Origin of the sequence: Streptomyces griseomycini, from assembly GCF_014203535.1 — a bacterium.
Classification (GTDB): Bacteria; Actinomycetota; Actinomycetes; order Streptomycetales; family Streptomycetaceae; genus Streptomyces; species Streptomyces griseomycini.
This window is the reverse complement of the sequence record NZ_JACHJI010000015.1, coordinates 140491-163727: the sequence shown is the minus strand read 5'-3', so window position 1 is coordinate 163727 and position 23237 is coordinate 140491. Positions and strand designations below refer to the sequence as shown.

The 23237-nt window shown below is 72.4% G+C and carries 16 protein-coding genes; 4 read left to right on the top strand and 12 right to left on the bottom strand.

Annotated elements, in window-relative coordinates; genetic code table 11:
• From FHS37_RS31840 to FHS37_RS31825, 4 genes are all read right to left on the bottom strand, one after another.
• On the bottom strand, positions 1 to 163 hold a 163-nt coding region (locus tag FHS37_RS31840; RefSeq protein WP_351004190.1), incomplete at its 3' end, for a flavodoxin-dependent (E)-4-hydroxy-3-methylbut-2-enyl-diphosphate synthase.
• 183 nt (positions 164 to 346) lie between these two features.
• Entirely contained in the window at positions 347 to 1651 is a 1305-nt protein-coding gene (locus FHS37_RS31835) for a M50 family metallopeptidase (RefSeq protein WP_506417175.1), read from the bottom strand.
• A complete protein-coding gene (dxr, locus tag FHS37_RS31830; protein WP_184827622.1) occupies positions 1648 to 2910 on the bottom strand; it encodes a 1-deoxy-D-xylulose-5-phosphate reductoisomerase in 1263 nt (420 codons plus the stop codon). The genes FHS37_RS31835 and dxr overlap by 4 nt, the downstream gene beginning before the upstream one ends.
• A 521-nt stretch (positions 2911 to 3431) precedes the next feature.
• Complete coding sequence (locus tag FHS37_RS31825) at positions 3432 to 5381, bottom strand: acyl-CoA dehydrogenase family protein (protein ID WP_184827620.1); 1950 nt, start codon at positions 5379 to 5381, stop codon at positions 3432 to 3434.
• A gap of 269 nt (positions 5382 to 5650) precedes the next feature.
• Here FHS37_RS31825 and FHS37_RS31820 point away from each other — a divergent pair, with 269 nt between their 5' ends.
• The 3 genes from FHS37_RS31820 to FHS37_RS40055 all read left to right on the top strand — a co-directional run bounded on the left by FHS37_RS31820 (position 5651) and on the right by FHS37_RS40055 (position 10082).
• A complete protein-coding gene (locus FHS37_RS31820; protein ID WP_184827617.1) occupies positions 5651 to 6697 on the top strand; it encodes a LacI family DNA-binding transcriptional regulator in 1047 nt (348 codons plus the stop codon).
• 147 nt (positions 6698 to 6844) lie between these two features.
• Positions 6845 to 8899: a glycoside hydrolase family 31 protein gene (locus FHS37_RS31815; RefSeq protein WP_184827615.1), complete on the top strand. Its 2055-nt coding sequence runs from the start codon at positions 6845 to 6847 to the stop codon at positions 8897 to 8899.
• A gap of 217 nt (positions 8900 to 9116) precedes the next feature.
• Positions 9117 to 10082, top strand: a complete 966-nt coding sequence (locus tag FHS37_RS40055; protein WP_229890089.1) for a hypothetical protein — start codon at positions 9117 to 9119, stop codon at positions 10080 to 10082.
• Positions 10083 to 10176: 94 nt separating this feature from the next.
• Here FHS37_RS40055 and FHS37_RS31805 read toward each other — a convergent pair whose 3' ends face one another.
• Positions 10177 to 11082, bottom strand: a complete 906-nt coding sequence (locus tag FHS37_RS31805; protein ID WP_184827613.1) for a dioxygenase family protein — start codon at positions 11080 to 11082, stop codon at positions 10177 to 10179.
• A 580-nt stretch (positions 11083 to 11662) separates the two neighbouring features.
• Between FHS37_RS31805 and FHS37_RS40050 the strand changes: the two genes are divergently transcribed.
• On the top strand, positions 11663 to 12082 hold the full coding sequence (locus tag FHS37_RS40050) for a hypothetical protein (protein WP_229890090.1): 420 nt from the start codon (positions 11663 to 11665) through the stop codon (positions 12080 to 12082).
• Between the two features lie 62 nt (positions 12083 to 12144).
• On the opposite strand, the gene FHS37_RS31795 is transcribed toward FHS37_RS40050, so the two are convergent.
• The 7 genes from FHS37_RS31795 to FHS37_RS31765 all read right to left on the bottom strand — a co-directional run bounded on the left by FHS37_RS31795 (position 12145) and on the right by FHS37_RS31765 (position 23145).
• Positions 12145 to 12858, bottom strand: a complete 714-nt coding sequence (locus FHS37_RS31795) for a glycoside hydrolase family 12 protein (RefSeq protein WP_184827611.1) — start codon at positions 12856 to 12858, stop codon at positions 12145 to 12147.
• A 35-nt stretch (positions 12859 to 12893) separates the two neighbouring features.
• Positions 12894 to 15137 (bottom strand): glycosyl hydrolase family 95 catalytic domain-containing protein, encoded by a 2244-nt coding sequence (locus FHS37_RS31790; protein WP_184827609.1) that lies wholly within the window; start codon positions 15135 to 15137, stop codon positions 12894 to 12896.
• Positions 15134 to 17116, bottom strand: a complete 1983-nt coding sequence (locus tag FHS37_RS31785) for a beta-galactosidase (protein ID WP_184827607.1) — start codon at positions 17114 to 17116, stop codon at positions 15134 to 15136. The genes FHS37_RS31790 and FHS37_RS31785 overlap by 4 nt, the downstream gene beginning before the upstream one ends.
• On the bottom strand, positions 17113 to 19335 hold the full coding sequence (locus FHS37_RS31780) for a WD40/YVTN/BNR-like repeat-containing protein (protein WP_184827605.1): 2223 nt from the start codon (positions 19333 to 19335) through the stop codon (positions 17113 to 17115). The genes FHS37_RS31785 and FHS37_RS31780 overlap by 4 nt, the downstream gene beginning before the upstream one ends.
• Before the next feature lie 121 nt (positions 19336 to 19456).
• On the bottom strand, positions 19457 to 20392 hold the full coding sequence (locus FHS37_RS31775; protein ID WP_184827603.1) for a carbohydrate ABC transporter permease: 936 nt from the start codon (positions 20390 to 20392) through the stop codon (positions 19457 to 19459).
• Entirely contained in the window at positions 20389 to 21423 is a 1035-nt protein-coding gene (locus FHS37_RS31770) for an ABC transporter permease (RefSeq protein WP_184827601.1), read from the bottom strand. The genes FHS37_RS31775 and FHS37_RS31770 overlap by 4 nt, the downstream gene beginning before the upstream one ends.
• 27 nt (positions 21424 to 21450) lie before the next feature.
• Entirely contained in the window at positions 21451 to 23145 is a 1695-nt protein-coding gene (locus FHS37_RS31765) for an extracellular solute-binding protein (RefSeq protein ID WP_184827599.1), read from the bottom strand.
• Positions 23146 to 23237 lie beyond the last annotated feature (92 nt).

Genomic DNA, 23237 nt, shown 5'->3' with positions numbered 1-23237 from the left:
GCAGCGTCGCACCGATGTCCGACGTACGCGTCGTCGTCATCGACTGCACCGACACCGGGGCGTCCCCGCCCACCGCCACCGACCCGACCTGGATCTGCCGGCTCTTCCGGCGCTCGGCGAGCTTGGTCGGAACGGACGGCATGCCGAGAGAAATCGCAGTCATCTGCTGTGCAACCCCAAGTCGTGGATCAAGGTCCGGCTCCCCGTGAGCAGCGGGCTCCGGGCTCCGAGATTACGGCAAGGGCCGACGCCCGAGCACATCCCGGTCGTAAACCCGTCCAAAGGGCGACGGCCCGGAACGAGAAGGTTCCAGGCCATCGTGAACGGCAGGTGTCGAAGTCCGGGGCTAGGAGATCCGGACCGGGTTCACCACGTCCGCGATCAGTACGAGGAGGGTGAAGCAGACGAAGATCCCGGCCACCACGTAGGCCACCGGCATCAGTTTCGCCACGTCGAACGGCCCCGGGTCGGGGCGGCGCAGCACCTTGGCGGTGTTGCGGCGCAGCGACTCCCACAGCGCGCCCGCGATGTGTCCGCCGTCGAGCGGCAGCAGCGGGAGCATGTTGAACAGGAACAGGGAGAGGTTGAAGCCCGCGAGCAGCATCACGAACATGGCCAGCTGCTGCGAGGCCGGGATGTCGAGCGTGGCGATCTCGCCGCCGACCCGGGCCGCGCCGACGACGCCCATCGGGGAGTCGGGCTCGCGCGGGCCGTCGCCGAAGGCCGCGTCCCACAGGGCGGGGACCTTGGACGGCAGGGCGGCGAGGGAGTCGACGGCGTCACCGACCCGGTCGGTCATCCAGACCACGGAGTCGCCGAAGTCCTGTTTGACGACGCCGGTGGCCGCGCTGAAGCCGAGGAAGCCGGCCTTGACGTACTCGCCCTCGACGTAGGCGCCGCTCGAGTCCTTCTTGGGGACCTGGTTGGTGGCGATCTCCGCGTGGAGGGTGACCTCCTCGCCCTTGCGGTCGACGACGATCGGCACGTCCTTGCCGGCACTGTCGCGGATGAGGTCGGAGAGGGTCCCCCAGTCCTCGGTCCGGACGCCGTCGAAGGCGACGATCCTGTCCCCCGCCTTCATGCCGGCCGCCTCGGCCGGCGACTCGGGGTCGGACTTCCTGCAGTCGTCGCGGTTCTCGCTGAGCGAGATGACGCACGGGGAGACCGAGCTGACGGTGGTGGTCTGCTGCTGGATGCCGAAGCCCATCAGCACGGTGAGGAACAGCACGACCGCGAGGATCAGGTTCATGAACGGGCCCGCGAACATCACGACGACCCGTTTCCACGGCTTGCGCGTGTAGAACAGGCGGTTCTCGTCGCCCGGTCTGAGTTCCTCGAACGCGGCGGAGCGGGCGTCCTCGATCATGCCGCGCCACGGTGAGGTGGAGCGGGCCTCCAGCCGGCCGTCGGGGCCGGGCGGGAACATGCCGATCATGCGGATGTAGCCGCCGAACGGGATCGCCTTGACGCCGTACTCGGTCTCGCCCTTGTGCCTCGACCACAGGGTCGGCCCGAAGCCGACCATGTACTGGGGCACGCGGATGCCGAACATCTTGGCCGTGGACAGGTGTCCGAGCTCGTGCCAGGCGATGGAGAACAGCAGGCCGACCGCGAAGACGACTATGCCGAGGATGAACATCAGGGTCGTCATGCACGCGCCTCCGCGCTCGCCGTCCGGACTGTCAGTTCCCGGGCCCGCGCGCGGGCCCAGGTCTCCGCTTCGAGGACGTCCGACACGGTCAGGGAGGTTCCCGATCGCGGTGTGCCGTGTTCCTCGACCACCCGCGTGACCGTCTCCATGATCCCGTTGAACGGCAGCGCGCCCGCGCGGAACGCCTCCACGCACTCCTCGTTGGCGGCATTGAACACCGCCGGGGCGGTGCCCGCGAGCTCGCCCACGTGCCGGGCGAGGTCCACCGAGGGGAACGCCTCGTTGTCGAGGGGGAGGAACTCCCAGGTGGACGCCTTGCTCCAGTCGAAGACCGGGGCGGCGTCGGGGACCCTCTCGGGCCAGCCGAGGCCGATGGCGATGGGCCCGCGCATGTCGGGGGGCGTCGCCTGGGCCAGTGTCGATCCGTCCGTGAACTCAACCATCGAGTGGACATACGACTGCGGGTGCACGACGACCTCAATGCGGTCGAAGGGAATGTCGTACAGCAGGTGCGCCTCGATGACCTCCAGGCCCTTGTTGACGAGGGTCGCGGAGTTGATCGTGATCACCGGGCCCATGGCCCAGGTGGGGTGGGCGAGGGCGTCCTCGACGGTGACGTGCGCGAGCTCCTCCCTGCTGCGGCCGCGGAAGGGGCCGCCGGAGGCGGTGACGACGAGCCTGCGGACGTCGGCTCGGGTGCCGGCGGCCAGCGCCTGGAAGAGCGCGGCGTGCTCGGAGTCGACCGGGATGATCTGCCCCGGCTCGGCCAGCGCCTTGACCAGCGGACCGCCGACGATGAGGGACTCCTTGTTGGCGAGCGCGAGGGTGCGGCCCGCCTCCAGGGCGGCGAGGGTCGGCGCGAGTCCGATGGAGCCGGTGATGCCGTTGAGGACGGTGTGGCAGTCGGAGGCGGCGAGGTGGGTGGCCGCGTCCGTCCCGGCCAGGATCTCGGGCAGCGGCTCCCCCGTCCCGTACTGCGCGGAGAGCGCCTCGCGCAGGGCCGGTACGACGTCCTCGCGGGCGACGGCGACCGTGCGCACCCGCAGCCGGTGGGCCTGCTCGGCGAGGAGGGCGACCCGGCCTCCGTTGGCGGACAGGCCGGTGACCCGGAAGCGGTCGGGGTTGCGCAGTACGAGGTCGATGGCCTGGGTGCCGATCGACCCGGTGGAGCCGAGGACCACCACGTCCTTCGGGCCGTCTCCCGCGGCGGGGTCGTACACCAGGTGCGGGTCGGCGAGGGGAGCTGGAGCGTCGGTCATGGACCCATTGTGTCCGGTCACCCCCACTGCCGGGGCCCCGCCCCGGCGGCCCGCGTCCGTGTCCCCGCGGTGCCGCGCCGGGCGGCCCGGAAGGGGACCGGCCCCTGTGACCGGCCCCTTCCGGGCCAGAACCGCGGCGGACCGGCCGGTACCCCGTGGGCGGCACCGGGATCCCCCTTCGGCGGTCGCGGGCGGCCGGGCGGCCACCCGGTCGGCGGGCGGGGCGTCGAGGACGTGCGCGATCAGCGGCAGGCCGTCAGGGCCCGTGTCCGGGGCACCGCGCTCGGCCTGCTCGATCCTCCGGCCACCGGGCCCGGTCGGCCTGCCCGGTTCCTCCGTTCCTCCCGGCCGGGTCCCCGGATTCCCGCGCCGCGCGGAGGCGCCCTCCGAGCGCACGCGGCCGGACGGCCCTGCCCGGTCGGGCGAAGGGCCGGGCCGCACGGGTGTGATCCGACCCGGGTGACCGCTTCCGGGGCGTCGTGAGGACCGTGGACGAGGAGCCCGTGCGGCCGCCCCCCGTCTCAGCGGATCGGCCGGTGCACGTTGTCCCGGGTGCTGGGGCCCGGGGCGGCGTCCGCGATCCACGGGCCGTCGCCCGAGGGGTCGACGACGCCCTCCTCCAGCCAGGCGTAAGTGCCCGAGAGCACCCCCTTGACGACCTTGCGGTCGAGGTCGTCGGTGTTGTTCCACAGCCGGTCGAAGAGTTCCTCGACGCGGATGCGGGCCTGGCGGCAGAAGGCGTCGGCGAGCTGGTAGGCCTCACGGCCGTTCTCGCCGCGGCTGCGCAGGAGCTCGGCCCGGACGCAGGCGGCGCTCATCGCGAACAGTTCGGCGCCGATGTCGACGATCCGGCCCAGGAATCCCTGCTTGGTCTCCATCCTCCCCTGCCAGCGGGACATGGCGTAGAAGGTGGAGCGGGCCAGCCTGCGGGAGGTGCGTTCGACGTAGCGCAGGTGCCCCGACAGGTCGATGCCGTGCTTGAACCCGCCGTAGGACCCGGGGAGCTGTCCGGCGCCCGCGACCAGCTTGGGCAGCCACTTCGCGTAGAAGACGCCCGCGTTCGCGCCCGCCCTGGCCTTGTCGGAGAGCGACTTCTCGGGGTCGATCAGATCGCCGGCGACCGACAGGTGGGCGTCGACGGCCTCACGCGCGATCAGCAGGTGCATGATCTCCGTGGACCCCTCGAAGATGCGGTTGATGCGCAGGTCGCGCAGCATCTGCTCGGCGGGGACCGCCCGCTCGCCGCGCGCCCGGAGGGACTCGGCGGTCTCGAACCCGCGTCCGCCGCGGATCTGGACCAGTTCGTCGGCCATCAGCCAGGCCATCTCCGAGCCGTACAGCTTGGCGAGGGCGGCCTCGATGCGGATGTCGTTGCGGTCCTCGTCCGCCATCTGCGAGGACAGGTCGAGGACGGCCTCCAGGGCGAAGGTGGTCGCCGCGATGAAGGCGATCTTGGAGCCGACCGCCTCGTGCAGCGCCACCGGCTTGCCCCACTGCTCCCGGGCCGCCGACCACTCGCGGGCGATCTTCAGACACCACTTGCCGGCGCCCACGCACATCGCGGGCAGGGACAGCCGCCCGGTGTTGAGCGTGGTGAGGGCGATCTTCAGGCCCTGGCCCTCCTCGCCGATGCGGTGCGAGGCGGGGACGCGGACCCGGTGGAAGCGGGTGACGCCGTTCTCCAGGCCGCGCAGGCCCATGAAGGCGTTGCGGTTCTCGACGGTGACGCCCTCGGAGCCCGCCTCCACGACGAACGCGGTGATGCCGCCCCGGTGGCCCTCGGACTTCGGCACGCGCGCCATGACGACGAGGAGGTCGGCGACCACGCCGTTGGTCGTCCAGAGCTTCACCCCGTCGAGGACGTAGTCGTCGCCGTCCGGGACCGCCGTCGTGGCGAGCCGTGCCGGGTCGGAGCCGACGTCCGGCTCGGTGAGCAGGAAGGCCGAGATGTCGGTGCGGGCGCAGCGCGGCAGGAACGTCTCCTTCTGCTCCTGCGTGCCGAAGAGCTTCAGCGGCTGCGGGACGCCGATCGACTGGTGGGCGGAGAGCAGGGCGCCGATCGCGGGGCTGGCGGAGCCGACCAGGGCGAGGGCCTTGTTGTAGTAGACCTGGGTGAGACCGAGGCCGCCGTACTTGGTGTCGATCTTCATGCCGAAGGCGCCGAGCTCCTTGAGCCCGGTGATCACCTCGTCGGGGATGCGTGCCTCGCGCTCGATCAGGGCGCCGTCGATCTCCGTCTCGCAGAAGTCGCGGAGCTTGGCGAGGAACTCCTCGCCGCGCTGGGCGTCCTCGTCGGCCGGGAGGGGGTGGGGATGGATGAGGTCGAGCCGGAAGCGGCCGAGGAACAGCTCCTTGGCGAAGCTGGGCTTGCGCCAGTGCTGTTCCCGGGCGGCCTCCGCGACTTGGCGGGCCTCACGTTCGGTGACGGTGGGCCGAGACGGGGACGGGGGTGTCTCGGGTGCTGCGGACATGAGGCTCACCTCGCCGCGAATAGGATGGTGTCGTTGCGTTACCGATTGGTGCTACTCGATCGTATGTACCCGATTCGTAGCCACCCCACCACCCTTCGTGCGGCCGTTCGGCCGATGCCGCGGCTCGGCACCTGCGGGAAAGAAAGCTGTCGAAGCGCTTCGACAACCTATGGACACCCACCTCCGCTAGGGCTACTGTCGAACCACCCTCACCCGCCCTTGTACGCTCTGCGCACTGTCGAAGCGCTTCACAAAACTTGGAGAGCTGGATGGTCACCCTCGCCGAGGTCGCCCAGCACGCCGGAGTCTCGGCGAGCACGGTGAGCTATGTCCTCAGCGGCAAGCGGTCCATCTCCGCGAACACCCGGCAGCGGGTCGAGCGGAGCATCCGCGAGCTCGGGTACCACCCGAACGCCGGGGCCCGCGCCCTGGCCAGCAGCAGGTCGAACATCATCGCGCTGATGGTCCCGCTGCGCACGGACATGTACGTACCGGTGATGATGGAGATCGCCATCGCCGTGGCCACCACGGCCCGCACGCACGGCTACGACGTGCTGCTGCTCACCGGCGAGGAGGGCCCGGACGCGGTGCGCCGCGTCTCGGGCAGCGGGCTCGCCGACGGGATGATCCTGATGGACGTCGAGCTCGACGACGAGCGGCTGCCGCTGCTGAGGGACGGGGGTGCCCCCGGTCGAGCGGAGTCGGGAGTGGGGGACGACCAGCCGGCGGTGCTGATCGGACTGCCCGCCGACACCACCGGTCTGACCTGCGTCGACCTCGACTTCAAGGCCACCGGCGCGCTGTGCGTGGAGCATCTGGCGACGCTGGGGCACCGGGACGTCGCCGTCATCGGCGAGGCCCCCGCGGTGTACGAGCGGCACACCGGCTTCGCCGAGCGCACCCTCGACGGACTCCGCTCCCGGGGGCGGGAGCTGGGGCTGCGGCTGCTGCACCGGCCGTGCGAGGGCGGGTACGACGCGATGGCCGCGACGCTCGCCCGGATCCTCGACGAACGTCCGGGCACCACCGGGTTCGTCGTCCAGAACGAGTCGGCGGTCGAGCCGTTGCTGGCCCTGCTGCGGCAGCAGGGCCGGGCCGTGCCCGAGGACGTCTCGGTGGTCGCGATCTGCCCCGAGCAGGTCGCCGTCCAGGCGTCGGTGCGGCTCACGTCCGTCGCCATCCCGGCGCAGGAGATGGGCCGGCACGCCGTGGAACAGCTGGTCGCCAAGCTCGACGGGCGGGGCGGCGACGAGGTCGTGCTGCTCGCGCCCGAGCTGACGGTCCGGGCGAGTTCCGGCCCGGCCCCCGTCCAGTAGCCCCGTCTCCCCTCCCCGCTTCTCCCTCCTCCCTTTCCGCCTCCCTCCTTCTCTCCTTCTCTTCGGCCTCTCCTTCTCTTCGGCTTCAGCGAACGCTCGCCCCCACCAGGGCACCTCCATGTCTGCTTTCCTCCAGGAGCACGCCTCGTGACCCAGTCCGCCGAGACACAGCCCAAGGTCAGCCTCGCCCAGTCCTCCCCCACCGTCGGGACGTTCCGTGAGCGGGACGGTGCGCTGGAGTGGAGCGGCCGTCAGGAAACCGTACGGATCGAGCCGTGGGGGCCGGACGCGGTCCGGGTACGGGCCCGGCTCGGCGGCCCGGTGCTCCGGGACCTGCCCGGAGCCCTCCTGGACGGGGCCCCCGCCACCGAGTCCACCGTGAAGATCGAGGACGGCCGGGGCCGGCTGACCGTCGGCGCGCTGACCGCCGAGATCGACGCCGAGGGCATGGTCCGCTTCCTGCGCACCGCCGACGGGGGCGAACTGCTCGCCGAGGAGCGCGCCCACTTCTGGTGGCCCGGCCCTCGCCTGTACACGGCGGTCGGCAACGGTCACCACCGGCTGGAGCAGCGGTTCGCCGCCTACGACGACGAGCGGCTGTACGGCCTGGGCCAGCACCAGCACGGGCGGCTGGACCAGAAGGGCCTGGTCGTCGACCTGGTGCAGCGCAACGCCGAGGTGAGCATCCCGGTGCTCACCTCCAGCCGCGGCTACACCCTGCTGTGGAACAACCCGGCGATCGGCCGCGTGGAGCTGGCGCACAACGGCACCCGCTGGGTGGCGGACTCGGCCCGGCAGATCGACTACTGGATCACCGCGGGCGCCCCGGCGGACGCCCAGCGCCGCTACAGCGCGGTGACCGGGCGGTCGCCGATGCTGCCCGGGTGGGCGGCCGGCTTCTGGCAGTGCAAGCTGCGCTACCGCACCCAGGACGAGCTCCTCGCCGTGGCGAGGGAGTACAAGCGCCGGGGCCTGCCGCTGGACGCGATCGTCTGCGACTTCTTCCACTGGACCCACCTGGGCGAGTGGAAGTTCGACCCGAAGGAGTGGCCCGACCCGGCGGCGATGGTGCGCGAGCTGGACGAGCTCGGCGTCAAGCTGGTGGTCTCCGTGTGGCCGTCGGTCTCCCCGCTGAGCGAGAACCACCCGGTGATGGAGCAGCGCGGCTACTTCATCGGCACCCAGTACGGCCCGATGGCGCACGCCGACTGGCCGGACAAGGAGGTCGCCTCCACGGTCCAGGTCGCCTTCTACGACGCCACCAACCCGGAGGCCCGGGAGTTCGTGTGGTCGAGGATCAAGGAGAACTACCTCGACCCGTACGGCATCACGGCCTTCTGGCTGGACGCCTGCGAGCCGGAGCTGAAGCCGGGCTTCCCGGAGAACCTGCGCTACTGGGCGGGTCCGGGCCTGGAGGTCGGCAACCTCTACCCCGCCGAGAACTCCCGCGCCTTCCACGAGGGTCTCACCGCCGCCGGCGAGGACGAGGTGATCACCCTCAACCGCTCGGCGTGGGCGGGCAGCCAGCGCCACGGCGCCGCCCTGTGGTCCGGTGACATCGGCACCGACTTCGCCACCCTGCGCCGCCAGATCGCGGCCGGCCTCAACACCTCGCTGTCGGGCATCCCGTGGTGGAACACCGACATCGGCGGCTTCCACGGCGGCGACCCGGACGACCCCGCCTACCGCGAGGTGATGGTCCGCTGGTTCCAGTTCGGCGCGCTGTCCCCGCTGATGCGGCTGCACGGCTTCCGCGACCCGGGCATGCCGCTGGGCCCGGACATGACCGGCGGCCCGAACGAGGTGTGGTCGTACGGCGAGGAGGCCGGCGCGATCCTGGAGAAGTACCTGCGGCTGCGCGAACGGCTGAAGCCGTACGTCCTTCGGGTCATGCGGGAGGCGCACGAGGAGGGGCTGCCCGTGATGCGGCCGCTGTTCCTGGAGTTCCCCGGCGACCAGGTGGCCTGGTCGGTGGACGACGCGTACCTGTTCGGCCGCGACCTGCTGGTGGCCCCGGTGCTCACGGCGGGCGCCACGGCCCGCACGGCGTACCTCCCGGCGGGCGCGCGCTGGACGGACGCGTGGACGGGCGAGGCGTACGAGGGCGGTGCGGCCGTGACGGTCGACGCCCCGCTGGACCGCATCCCGCTGTTCCTGCGGGACGGGGCGAGCCTGCCGATCACGGCGCCGGACGCCGCGTAGGACCGGGCCGTGCCGGAGATCCGGCCGCCGCGGTCCGCGGCGGCGGCCGGGGCCGTCCCGGGCGGCTCAGCCGTGCGGCGGACGGGGATCGGTCCGCGGGATGACGCCCCGTCACCGCACGCAGTGCGACCTTCGAGGCATGACGGGTACGGCGCGGGCGACGAACGCCCCCTGGAACACGCGGCGGTGGCGGCGGCCGGAGGGGACACTCCGGGCGGTGACGCTCTGGGCTTCGGTGCACGCCTGCTTCGGCGTGGTCTGCGCGCTGAGCGGCACCCCGGTGCTCCGTTGGGTCGGCGGTCCCGCCCCCTCGGCCCTGGGATGGGCCGTCGCGGCACTGGCCGTGCTGGCCGCACTGGTCTGCGCGGCGGTGGCGCGGTACGGGCTCCGGCCACCGCTGCGGGCTCTGCTGTGGGCGGTCTGCGGACTCGCCGCGGCCACCGCGTTCAGCCTGCTCATGGACATCCTCGTGCTGCTGTTCGGTCAGGCGGTGGACAGTTGGGCGGTCACCGCGAACCGTGCCCTGGCCGCGATCGGGACACTGCTGCTCGCGGCCACCGCCCGCGCCGCCCGCCGCCCTTCCGCGGTGGCCGCCGCGACCACCCCGGCCACCGCCGTCGCGGCTCCGCCCGCCGCCTCCCTCCGGGTCCACCTCGTCGCCTGCGCCGGGACGGCGGCCTTCCTTCCTTACGTGGTGATGAAGCAGATCTGGGCGTCCGGCGGCACCTTCGCCGGAGTGACCGGCGAGGAGACGGCCGCGATCTCCGAGCGCAACGGCGCGTCGGGGCTCTGGCTCACCCTGGAGTCGTGGGGCCTCGACGGCACCGTGCTGATGGCCGCGCTCGGCACCTTCCTGCTCTGGGGCCTGGTCCGTCCGTGGGGCCAGGTCTTCCCGCGCCGGGTGCCGTTCCTGCGCGGCCGGCGCGTTCCGCGCGGACTTCCCCTGACCCCCGCGCTGATCGGTGCCGCCACCCTCGTCCCGTACGGGGTGCTCGGCACCGGCTACGTGGTCCTGGCCACGGCCGGTGTCGTGACGGTGCGGCGCGGCGACTTCCCCACCTCGGCCGACGCGCTGCTGGTCGGCTGGATCGGCATGATCGCGTTCGCCGGGTACGGGACCGCCCTGGCCGTCGCCGCCCGCTCCTACTGGCTCCGGACCCGTCCCGTCGGCCGGGGTGGCTGAGCGGCCGTCCGCCCCGCCCGTGCGCCCGTGCCGTGGACACGGGCCCCGCAGGTCCGGGACCTGCGGGGCCGCCGCGTCCTCGACGGGGCGAAGATCACTCACGGCGCCACAGCGCGGGGACGCGGGGCGGCTCCCAGCCGGTCATGGAGGTGTGGGCCTGCAGGCAGCGGTAGGCGGCGCCGCCGTGGGTCACCCGGTCGCCCGCCGCGTACGGGCGGCCCGGCGCCCAGCTGCCGCTCGGCGGGTCGGTGGGCGGGTCGGTCGGCGGGTCGGTGGGGCCGCCGTCCACGTCGAGCACGAAGTCGAAGGTGGCCTCCTTGCCGCCGCCGACGCTGCGGACGTTCATCAGCAGGGCCGGGTCGAAGATCGTGTCCGTGCTGTTGCGGGGCTCGCCGGGGAAGTACAGCTGGGTGGTGAGCACGGGCTCGCCGGGCGCCTGGGCCTTGACGTGGATGTGCCGGGTGCGGCCCGGGTAGAGGCCCGGCACGATCGTCCGCAGGGTGAAGGCGCCGGAGGCGTCGGTGAACTGGTGTCCGCGGAAGGCGTACCCGACGTTGTCGTAGGCGCCCGCGTCGTCGGCCTGCCAGAAGTCGAGCAGGACTCCCGCGAGCGGGACGCAGTTCCGGCCGAAGACGTAGCCGCCGACGGTGAGCGGGGTGCCGGGGGTGCCCGGTGTCACGAGGTTGCCGCGCAGCGGGGAGTTCGGCTTGAAGTAGGGGCCCTCCATCTGGGGGATCGTGGGGTCGTCGCCGTCGTCGCAGAAGGGGGTCGGCGTGAGGGGCCGTGCCCGGGTGCCGGCGTCCCGGGCGAGCGCCACCGTGCCCGTGGCGAGCAGCGGGACGGCGGCTCCGGCGGCGACGGCCGCCCTGAGCAGGCTCTTGCGGCTGATCCGGCGGTCTGCGCCGGTTCCCGCACCGCTGTCGGTGCCGGGTGCGCCGGGGCCGGGTGCGTCGGGGCCGGGTGCGTCGGGGCCGGGTGTGTCGGGGGCGGATGGTGTCATGGCGGGTTCCTCGGTCTCCTCGGTGGGGCGGAAGGACGGGACATGCCTGACCCGGAACACGCCCGCGCACGCGGGGCGGGCTGTCATGTCACGCGGGCGTGCTCCGACGGTGATCGCCGGAAAACGTAACCGCGGCGGCGACCGCGGAGGGAGATCCCGTTCCGGCCCCTGCACGGCGTTATGGAGACCCGCGGGCCCCCGGGACGCGCGGCCGCGGCCGGCCGGTGCCGGCCGGTGACGACGTGATCAACGCCACTGGCCCGTCCTGCCACCGAGGCGGCCGCAAGATCGTCTTCTTCGTCACCACACCCCTGCGCCGTACGAGCACGAAGGACTTCGTTGACTGCACTTCTCGACCGGATCGGGCGGCCCGTCGCCGCCGTCCTGGCCGTCGCCGGAATCGCCGCCGCCGTCCTGGTCGGCGGGGGCGGTCTGGACACGGTGGTGGGCTGCGGGATCGCGGACGACGACCGCCCCTCCCGGACCGCCGAGGACTGGGTCACCCACGCCGACCGCCGAGCGGGACACCGGCCGGCGCGACTTCACCGAAGGCGCCCTCCGCTACGCGACCGACCGCACGGTGACCTTCCGCACGGACGACGTCCTGTGGTCCGCGAAGAGTCCCCGGCACTCCCTCGGCGAGAACTTCGACATGGTGGCCGCCGGCTGGCAGGTGTACCGGAACGGCACCCGCACGAAGGCCACGACCGCGTACGCGCCCCGTCTGGAGACCGGCCACACCTATCTGCTCGCCCTGCGCCGGGCGGACGACCGGTGGACCGTCCTCGGCGAGGGCGCCGCCGTCCCGTTCGACGACCGCACCGTCGCCCGGGGCGAGTGGTGCGGGCGGGTCCTGGGCGAGGAGGACGTCGCACGGGGCGAGCGCTTCTCCCGCACGGACGACAGGAGTCTGGAGAAGCTCCTGGCCGGCCGGGATGAACAGGCAGTGAAGCGCGCACTCGACAGCGCGGGCGCGAAGGCGTCCGCGCCGAAGCCCTGACGCGGAGGGGCGCACCGGAACCGGAAGGAACCGGGGCGCCCCCGTCGCTTCGCGGTGGACGCCTAACCGCCCGACACCGTCAGGTTGTCGGTGCGGAAGTCCAGTCCGCCGGGCGACGAGGTGATCTCGTACCCGAACTGGACGTCGCCGATGGTCTCGTCGCCCATCCAGCCCTTGGTGTCCTTGATCCACTTCAGGATCGGGAGGATGTTCACCGTGCCGGAGGTGGAGTCGGAGGTGCGCAGGAACGAGAAGACCTCGTTGTGTCCGTTGCTCCCCTTGTAGACGTTCCAGGTGTGGCCGCCGAGGGTCACCGTGCCCTGGGAGGTGCCGAGCGGACCGACCGCTCCGTGGTGGTTCACCCAGAGCATGATCTCGTAGTCGTAGTCCGTGTCCCAGATGTCGTACGAGGTGTTGTACGCGCCCGAGGACGGGACGGTGACGTCGTAGCTGCTGCTGAGCGAACCGAGCGAGGAGATCGGCTTGCCGATCACCTTCTTGGCGTTCGGGTAGGACTTGATGCCGCCGGTGTTCGGGTGGTCGGCCCAGACGCCCCAGTCGGTGCCGGAGTTGGCCCAGACGCACTGGCTGCCGGCGCCGGAGCCCCAGATGTTGTTGTAGAGCGTGTAGCCGTTCAGGCCGGTGTTGCCCCACTGGTCGCAGGAGCTCCAGACGGCGGCGTGCGCGGGGGCGGAGGCGAGGCCGAGGGTGGCGCCGAGCGCGAGGGCGGGGGCCAGCAGGGCCCTGGTGATCCTGCTCGAGATGCTTGTTGCCATGGCTTTCCTTCCATGGGTGGGGGGAATCGCGGGGGTCACCGCGTCTTCAGCGTGAGGACGCGGTCTTCTCCGGCGACGAGGTCGAGGGGCTCGGCGCCGGCGGAAGTCCACAGGTCGATGCGGTGGGTGCGGTCCGGCCGCAGGACGGCGGTGGCGCCGTCCGGGGACCAGGTGAGGTCGAGTGCGGCGCCGAAGCGGGTGCGCACCCCGCGCAGGGCGCCGCTCGGGTACGCCGGCGGCGGGGCGGGCAGCAGGACCAGCCGGTCGGGGGTGGACTGCACGAGCGCCTCGATCAGCACGGCGGGCAGGGTGTGGGCGGCGTCGGCGTTGTAGACGTGGCGGTGGGGGTAGTGCGCGCTCATCAGGGAGGCGTGGAAGAAGTCGCCCTCCAGCACCTGGGCGAGCGCGTGGGCGACCCGCTCGCCGTCCCGCAGCCGCGCCGCGATCAGGGCGTGGTGCAGGTGGCCGTGCGCGGAGTCGTTCTCGGCACCGCGCAGTTCGAGGGCGCGGTGCGCGGCGGCGGCCAGGTCGGGGGTGTCGTAGGGGGTGATCTCCTCCAGGGGCCAGACGCCGTAGAGGTGGCTGAGGTGGCGGTGGTCGTAGGAGTCCTCCAGGCCGGGCCAGGCCCATTCGGCGAGCGCGCCGTCGGCGTTGATCCGGTGCGGCGGGAGCCGGTCGGCGAGCGCCCGCCAGCGGTCGGCGTGCTCGGGGTGGTGGTCGGCGGCGGTCAGCAGGGCGTGCCGGGCCGCGGAGAGGTCCATGGCCGCGTTGATCGCGCCCCAGCTCGCGTTCGCGGGCCGGTTCTCGGGCGAGTAGGAGGGGACCACGACCAGTCGGCCCCCGGTGTCGGTGCGGGTGAGGAAGTCCTCGTAGAACAGGGCGACCTCGGCGAGCGCGGCGGCGGTGCGCGGGTCGCGCTCGCCGCGGGTCTCGTCGTGGTCGACGAGGGGTTTGAGGAGCCAGTCGGCGCCGGCGGTCCACAGGTGGAGGGGGTACTCGCGGCTGAAGTGGTACGCGTGTCCGGACTCGCCGTCGGTGTGCGCGGGCGCGACCGCGCCCCGCGTGCCGAAGACCGCGCGGGCGTTGTCCCGCCAGTCGGGCAGCTGGCGGTGGACGAGTGACGCCAGGGCCTCGGTGACCTCGGGGAGGGCGGCGGCCGCGGCGGAGGCGGTCTGCAGGTTGAGGTTGGCGTCGTTGGTGAAGGCGCCGGACCACGCGGTGTCCCAGTCGCCGGTCCACAGTCCGGTGAGGCGGGGCGGGAACAGGCCGCTGGCGGACAGCAGGTGGTAGCGGCCGGCCGCGAAGAGGCGTTCGAGCAGGGCGGCGCTGTGCGGCCGGGTCAGCAGCGCGGAGCCCGGCAGGGCGCGTTCGGCCGGGTCGGCGGCCAGGTCGAGGGTGACGCGCTCGTACGCGGTGCGGTGGTGCGGCAGGTGGCGGGCCAGGAGGCCGTCGTACGGGCTCCGCCGCCCCTCGCCGTGCGGCTCGTCGAGCAGCCCGCGCAGCGCGCGGCCCTCGGCGAGCACGTCCGCCTCCCCGGTGTGCCGCCGCACCCGGGTGAGCAGCAGGACGGACCGCGCGCCCTCGACCCGGGCCCCCGGAGGGGCGAGCGTGGTCGTGCCGCCGGTGACGACGACCAGGGTGACGCCGGTGTACGCGCGGTCGCCGTCCGGGTAGCGGGCGCGCAGGCTCAGCAGGGCGCCCTCGGGGGTGAGGACGGCGCCGTGGCCGACGCCCAGTGCGGTGGGGGCGCCGGGGAGGCGGTGGTCCAGGGACACGTCGAGGGTGAGTCCGGGGGCGGTGACGTGCTGGACGACCACGTCGTCGGCGCGGGAGACGAAGACGCGGCTGGTCCAGCCGGCGCGGGTCGCCTCCGTGACGCCGGTGGCGAAGTCGACCGTGCGGCGGTACCGGGTCCGGTCGTCACCCCGGTCGTCGCCCGGGGCGTCGTCCGGGCGGCGCAGCCGTACCTGGAAGGCCGGGTGGAAGGGCTGCACCCACGTCAGGGGGCGGCCGTCGGTGAAGTCCTCGGCGGCGGTCAGGTCACCGGAGAGCAGGCGGTCCCGGAGGCCGGGGAGCCCGTCGGCCAGGCGGGGCGGCAGACGGTGCTCGCCGCGCTCCGCGTGCGGGCGGACCAGGGTGTGGTGCGTGACGACGGTCCGGTCGTCGTCCGGATCGCCGAACACGAGGGCGCCGTGGTGGCCGTTGCCGCTCAGGAAGCCGTCCTCCCAGCGGGCGGCCGGATCCGGTTCCCAGGTTCCGTGGACGGGCGTGGCGCTCATGACCGCAGCACCGCCACGCCGTAGCGGCCGAGGGTGAGCCGGTCGGTCACGGCCTCTTCCGCCAGCAGGTCGTGATGGGCGCCGGGGACCTCCACGGTGACCGGCTCGCGGCCGTGGTTGAGCAGGAACAGCAGTTCGCCGCGGCGCACCGCCTCGACCCGGTCCGGCAGCCCGTCGAGCACCGGCCGGACGCCGGCCTCCCCCGCGGCGCGGGCCAGCAGCTCGCGCAGCGCCTCCGGCTCGGGGAGCGTGGAGACGTACCAGGCGCGGCCCTTGCGCAGGACGGCGGGCAGTCCGTCGAGTTCCCCGCCCTTGTAGGGCGTCGTCTCGTCGGCGGTGCCGTCGGGTTCCAGCTCCTCCGACCACAGGGTGCCCCGGAAGCCCTCGCACTCGGCGGTCTCCCCCGCCTCCAGCGGCCACCACTCGTGCAGGGTGCGGATGCCGAAGAGCGCGCGCAGCCGGGCGTCCATGCCGCCGGGCCGCACCCGGTCGTCCTGGTCGGCGACGCCGGTCAGGAAGCCGCAGACCAGGGTGCCGCCGCCGCGCACGTACGCCAGGAGGTTGTCGACGGCCGCGTCGGTGAGGAGGTAGAGCTGCGGGACGACGACCATCCGGTAGGCGGACAGGTCGTGCGCGGGGTGGGCGAAGTCGGTGGTGAGGTGGGCCTGCCACAGCGCGCGGTGCCAGGCGCGCAGGACCTGCGGGTAGTCGACCTCGCGCGACGGCCGGGCCTCCTGGTCGCCGGCCCACCAGGAGTGCCAGTCGTGCAGCACGGCGACGTCGGCGGCGATCCGGCCACCGGTGACATGCGGGGCGATCCGCGCCAGGTCCGCGCCGAGCTGCCTGACCTCCTGGTACGCACGTCCCCGCTCGCCCGCGTGGCCGACCATCCCGGAGTGGAACTTCTCCGCGCCCTGCCGGGACTGGCGCCACTGGAAGTAGCAGACGGCGTCCGCCCCGCGGGCCACGGCCTGCAGGGACCACAGGCGGTTGAGGCCGCGCGGCTTGGGGTGGTTCACCCCGCGCCAGTTGACCGGGCCGGCCGCCTGCTCCATGAGCATCCAGGGACCGCGGGCCTGGGAGCGGGTCATGTCCTGCACGAGCGCGCCGTCCTGGGCGCCGAGGGGGTCGCGGGGGTCGGGGTAGAGGTCGACGGAGACGACGTCCTCCTCCTCGGCCCAGCGCCAGGCGTCCTGGCCGGCCCACAGCGGCATGAAGTTGGTGGTGACCGGCAGGTGCGGGGTGTGCCGGCGGACGATGTCGCGTTCGGCGGTGTAGCACTCCAGGAGCATGTCGGACGTGAAGCGCTTGAAGTCCAGCACCTGGGTGGGGTTCTTCAGGTAGTGCGCGCGGCGGGGCGGCAGCACCTCCGCCCAGTCGCCGTAGCCCTGGCTCCAGAAGGCGGTGCCCCAGGCGGTGTTGAGGGCGTCGAGGGTGCCGTACCGGGCGCGGAGCCAGTCGCGGAAGCGGGCGGCGGCCTCGTCGCCCCAGTCGTAGGTGCAGTACTCGTTGTTGATGTGCCACATCGTGAGGGCCGGGTGGCCGCCGTAGCGGGCGGCCAGGTCCTCGGTGACGGCGGCGGCGAGGCGGCGGTAGGTGGCGCTGGAGTGCGAGAAGTGCTGCCGTCCGCCCCACCACTCGGTCCGGCCGTCCTCGTCGCGGGGCAGGGTGTCCGGGTGCAGGTGGCCCATCCAGGGCGGCGGGGAGGCGGTCGGGGTGGCGAGGACGACGCCGATGCCGTTCTCGTGCATCAGGTCCATCAGCCGGTCCAGCCAGCCGAAGTCGCGTTCGCCCGGCCGGGGTTCGATCCTGGACCAGGAGAAGACGCCCAGGGTGACGGAGTTGACGCCGGCCTCCCGCATGAGGCGGACGTCCTCGTGCCAGACCTCCTCGGGCCACTGCTCCGGGTTGTAGTCGCCGCCGTAGAGGATCCGGCCGCGGGTGGCGTCGGCGAGCGTGGGTCCTTCGTGCTCGGTCACCGGACGGGCTCCCCGTACTGGATGCCGCGTCCGTTGGTGGCGAGGTAGACCCGGCCGTACACGCGCGGGTCGCCGGTGATCGCCTCGCCGGTCCAGCCCCACTGGTGGTCGTCGTCGTTGACGCGCACCCAGGTCCTCGCCTCGTCGTCGGAGCGGTACACGGCGGTGATCGCCTCCGTCGAGCCGACCTGGTAGATCGCCGGGTAGTCGGCGCCGTCGGCGGCCTTGCCGAAGCCGAGGGTGTGGGAGGCCCGGCAGCTCTCGACCCTCGTGAAGGTCCCGCCGCCGTCGGTCGAGCGGTACAGTCCGTCGCCCTTGGCGCTCAGCCACAGGTCGCCGGACCTGCCGGGCGCCGCGACCAGCTTGAACTGGCTGTCGCCGGACGGCAGTCCGCTCGCCCGCGCGGCGAAGGTGCGCCCGCCGTCGGCGCTGGCGAACAGCGTCCCCGTGTCGGTGTCGTACGCGTAGAAGAGCGCCGGGTCGGCCGGGTCGGCGACCGGGGTGGCGCCCTTGGGGAAGGTGGGGACCTCGGACCAGGTGGCGCCGTTGTCCGCCGAGCGGTGGGCCGGGTGCCTGGTGCCGTCCCAGTGCACGAAGGACCACAGCAGCACGCTGCCGTCGGCGCCGGTGGCGATCGGCCCCGGTGCGTCCTTGGCGATGCCGGGCTGGGCCGCGAAGGGCGCCCAGGTCCGCCCGCCGTCGTGGGAGTACGCGCCGTTGCCGTGGTCGCCCCAGCCGGTGCGGACGACGTACGCCGGTCTGCGCGCCGCCTGTGCGAGGCCGGTCGCGGTGCCGAAGACGGGGTCGGTGGCCATGCCGCGCGGCGGGGACGCCGTGAGCCGGTCGTGGTACAGCACGCCGATGTCGCCGCAACCGCTGATCAGGTGCGCCTTTCCGGCCGGGGGCGAGATCAGCTGGCGGACGGACGTCTCCTCCAGGCCGCGGATCTGCGGCGCCCAGTGCCTCAGGTCACGGGTGCCGTAGAGGGTCGCGCCGGTGCCGTAGACGATGTGCCGCGAGTGGTACGGGTCGAGGGCCAGGGCCTGGATCCACCAGCCGAACTTGGGTTCGTCCTCCCCCCACCTCAGGTACGGCGTCTCGGAGACGTCGAGGACGGCTGACTCCTTCAGGGACCGCCAGGTGCGGCCGCCGTCGGTGGAGCGGTAGAGCGTGTCGACCGCCGCCCAGCGGTTGTTGGTGGAGACGACGACGGTGCCGGGGCGGCGGGCGTCGACGGCGACCCCGCCGTAGCCGAAGGTGTCGGCGGACCCTCCCCCACCGGTGGTCCCGCCCGGCCGCACCGGTGTGACCTCGGTCCACGTGCCGCTGCTGGTGCGCAGCTTGTGCACGCTGCCGTCGGACTGTCCGTTGGGTCCCGGGGCGTCGGCGTACGTGACGTACAGCTCGCGGGCGTGCCGGTCGTACGCGGCCCGGATCGGCACGCGGGCGGCGGTGCCGGACGGCTGTCCGGGGACCGCTTCCCAGGTGGCGCCGTCAGAGGTGCGGAACAGGTTGGCCGAGGCGCCGTCGCCGTCGCCCCAGCCGGCGTAGACGGCCCGCCCGGCGGCGACGAGGAGGGTGACGCCCTGGCCGGTGGCGGACGGGACGGCCGGGAAGCCGCTCACCGGCGTCCAGGTGGCGCCCCGGTCGGACGACTTCAGCAGGCCGTCATGCCGGGTGCCCAGCCACAGGGTGTCGCTGTCCCGCGGGTCCACCAGCAGCCGCTCGCCGGTGCCCCGGCCGTCCTCGTTGGCGCCGAGCTTCACGGTGAGGTCGGTCCGCCGCCAGGTGGCGCCGCGGTCCTCGGAGCGCAGCACGGCGCCGTTGCCGGCCCAGGGCTGGGCGTAGGTGCCGAGGGCGAGGTAGAGCCGGTCGGGGTGGGCGGGGTCGATCGCCATCGCCTCGACGCCGAGCAGGTTCCAGTCGTCCCAGCCGATGTGGTCCAGCAGCGGGACCCAGCGGTCGGTCCGGTCGTCCCAGCGGTAGGCGCCGCCGATGTCGGTGCGGGCGTAGGCGAGCCCGCGCACGGAGGGGTGGAACAGCACGCCGGTGATGAACCCGGTGCCGCCGATGACGACGTTGCGCCAGCGGTAGGCGGCGGGGGCCGCCTCGGACTCGGCGGCCTCGGCACGCCCGCCGGGGAGGGGGACGCCGGCGACGGCGGCGGTGGCCGCGGCCCCGGCGAGAACGGCACGTCGGCTCAGAGGGGACGCATACATGACAGAACCTCGTCTACGGGGTGGGTGGAGGAATCTCGGGGACGGGGCTGTGCGGCTCGCCGCGTGGGCGCGGCCGCGGCGGACCGCGGCCGGCGCACCGCGCGAGCCCCCTGCTCGGGCCTCAGCCCTTGACCGCCCCCGTGAGCATCCCCTTCTTGAAGTGCTTCTGGACGAACGGCGACAGCACGGCCACGGGCAGGAGCGCCATGACCATGACGGCCATCTGGACCGCCAGTCCCGACAGCTGACCTGTCTTGATGGCCTGGCCGAGGCCGACCGGGGCCTCCTGCTTCTGCACCAGCTGGATCATGACGTTCTGCAGCGGCAGCATGTCCTGGTCGTTGAGGTACAGGGAGGCGTTGAACCAGGCGCTCCAGTAACCGACGGCGTAGAAGAGCGTGATCACCGCGATCACCGCCCGGGACAGCGGCATGACGATCTGCCACAGGATCCGGAAGTCGCCGGCCCCGTCGATGCGGGCGCTGTCGATCAGCTCCTGCGAGATGTTCATGAAGAATCCGCGCAGGACCAGGATGTTGAAGACGCTGATCGCACTCGGCAGGATCAGCGCGAGGTAGCTGTCCGTCAGGCCCAGCGACTGCACCAGCAGGTAGGTGGGGATGAGACCGGCGCTGAAGAACATGGTGGCCAGCAGCACCATCAGGATCCAGCGGTGGCCGAGGGAGTTGCTGCGGGACAGGCCGTAGGCGCACAGCACCGACACCGCCATCGAGAACAGCGTGCCGACGAGGGTGACGACGAGGCTGATGACCGTGGCGCGGGTGACCTGGCCGCCGCTGAGCAGTTCCTGGTAGGCGACGAAGGTGATGTCCTTCGGGATCACCACCAACCCGCCGGCCTCGTCGATGGTCCTGCGCGAGGACAGACTGGTGACGACGACGATCCAGAGCGGGAACAGGATGCCCAGGCAGGCGAGGAGCAGGACCAGCCCCTTGCCCGCGAGTCCGACCCGGCCGGGTTTCTCCTCCCACGCCGGCCGGGGCGGGGCCGCCCACCGGCCGGGGGTGCGTACGGGCTTTTCCGTCACGGTGGTCACTTCTTGTACACCCCCTGCTCGCCCATGAGGTGGGCCACCTTGTTCGCCGCGAGGACCAGACCGAGGCTGATGACGCCCTTGACGAGTCCGGCCGCGGCGGCGTAACCGAAGTCCTGGTTGCGTACGCCGTTCCACCACACGAAGGTGTCCAGCACTTCGGCGGCGCCCGGCCCCACGGCGTCCCGTTGCAGCAGGATCTGCTCGAAACCGACGGTCAGCGCGTCGCCGACCCGCAGCACCAGCAGCAGGGCGATCACCGGGCGCAGCGCGGGCAGGGTGACGTGCCACATCCGCCGCCAGCGTCCGGCGCCGTCCATCGCGGCGGCCTCGTACAGGTCGGGACTGACCGAGGACAGCGCGGCGAGGAAGACGATGATGCCCCAGCCCGCGTCCTTCCACACGCTCTGCGCGGTGATCAGGAACTTGAAGGTCTCCGGGTCGGTCATGATGTCGAGCCCGTCGTACCCGTGCGCGCGCAGCAGCTGGGACAGGATGCCGGCGCCGCCGAAGAGCTGCTGGAAGACGGCGATGACCAGCACCCACGAGAAGAAGTGCGGCAGGTAGAGGATGGCCTGCGAGATCGCCCGGACACGCGGCCTGACCACGCTGTTGATGAGCAGCGCGAGCAGGACGGGGATCGGGAAGTACAGCACCAGCTGGAGCACGAACAGCACCAGCGTGTTCTGCACGGCGTTCCAGAAGGCGGAGTCCTCGAAGATCCGCTGGAAGTTCTCCAGGCCCACCCAGGGGCTGTGCAGGATGGAGACGACCCCGTTGTCACTGATGTAGGGGTCGTACTCCTGGAACGCGACGACGTTGCCGAGGATCGGCACGTAGTTGAAGAGCAGCACCAGCAGCACGGCCGGCAGCGTCATCAGCAGCAGCACGCGGTCGCGCCTGAACCTCACCCGCAGGCTCAGCTTCCCGGCGGGCGGTTTCCTCGTGGCCCCGGCGGCGCCGCCGTGCGCCGCCGGGGGGTTCTCCTTGACTTCGGCCTCGGCGTCGGCCCGAGGCACCGTGCTGTGGGACACGGCGGTTCTCCTTGCCTCGGTACCTGGTCAGCCGGCCGCCGAACCGTTCTCGTCGAGGATCTTCCGGTACCAGTCGCGCAGCTTGTCCCCGCCCTTGCTCTTCCAGTCGGAGACGGCCTGCTGCACGTCGCTGATCTTCTTGCGGCCCCGGACGACGTCGTCCTCCAGCTGCTCGAAGTCGTTGGAGAGGTTGGTGTAGCGGGCGGGCTCGGTGATCTGCATGCCGTAGAAGGACGACTTCCTGGTGAAGGCGCCCATCCGCTGCTGCCACTCCACCTGCCCCTTGGCGACGTCGGGGAAGTCGGGGTGGGCGATGGTCGGGGCGGGGCTCGCGATCATCACGTAGGCGTTCATCACGTCGATGTTGCCCTGGTCGGTCTTGGTGGGCACGCCGTCCTCGACGGTGTAGTGGGTGCCCTCCACGCCGTAGTTGGTCATCATGTGTTCCTTGGTGCCGTACGGCGCGGCGGTGACGTTGGCGACGGCCAGCACGTCACGGATCACGGCCTCGGACGCCTTCTTGTTGACGAAGGCGAAGATGCCGGCCGGGTTCTGCGCCCACAGCGTCGGGTCGCCGCCGTCGTGCCCGAAGATGTCCATGCCCCAGATCTTGAACTCGGGGTTCTGGCTGGCCTGTTCGGCGGTGCGGCTCCACCACTGCGAGGAGTCCTGGTTGTAGATCAGGAACTCGCCGGCGGCGAACTTGGGGCCGGGGTCGGTGGCGTTGCTCTTGCCCAGCTCGGCGTCGGGGTGCACGACCCCGGCGGCGAACAGCTTGCGCGTCCACTCCAGGGCCTCGAGGTACTCGTCGGTCTCGATGCGGTAGACCAGCTTGCCGTCGATCTCGTGCCAGCCGAGCGACTTCTCGTTGCCGGAGAGCACACCGAAGGCGTTGAAGGCGGTCCACTTCATGTCCAGGCAGGCCCAGCGCTTGGCCCTGGCGTTGGTGGCGTCCTTGGCCAGCGTCATGAACTCGTCGCAGGAGCGGGGTACTTCGTACCCCTCCTTCTCGAAGATGTCCTGGCGGTAGAGCGGCACGATGCCGGTCACGTACGAGGCCGGCATCGGCAGGCCGCGCAGTTTGCCGCCGAAGATGGACCGCTGCCAGGCGTCGGTGGGGATCGCCGCGAGGTTCGGGTAGTCCTTGACCGCGTCGCCGGAGAGGTACGGGCCGAGGTCGGCGAACTTGCTGATGATGGCGCTGGGGATCTTGCCCGTCATGTTCCAGCCGGGCACGACCACCACATCGGGCACCTCGCTGGAGGCGAGCACCGCGCCGAGCTTCTGGTCGTAGGTGTTGCCGTCCTGGTTCTGCCAGACCACGTCGACGCCGATGAGGTCGTTCATCGCCTTGTAATAGGCGTTGCCGTCCTTGGGCGGGGAGCCCCAGAACGGCGACATGACGGTGACCTTGTTGCCCTTGCCGAGCTTCTTCGGCACCGACGTCTTCAGTCCCGCGAGGTCGAGCTTGCTGGTGAAGCCGACCGCGGAGCCGTTCCTGCTGGGGATGTCGGGGGTGACCACGTTGCTGGCCACGTACGCCGGCAGCAGCTTCTTGGCGTCCTTGCCCGACGTGGTGCCGTCCCGCGAGCCTCCGTCGGACCCCCCGCAGGCGGCGAGCAGCGGCATCCCTCCGGCCACCGCTGCGGTGGCGACCGCCGTGGAGGCGAGGAAGCTTCTCCGGCTGGGCCCGGAGGAGTTGGGGGCGGCGTTCGGCGTCATTGCGTCAACCCTTCATGGCGCACCAGGACACCCGGCGGTGGCCGTCGGCTGCGGTGTCTTCAGTGGAACTGGCTGAGCTGAAGCGGACGTTC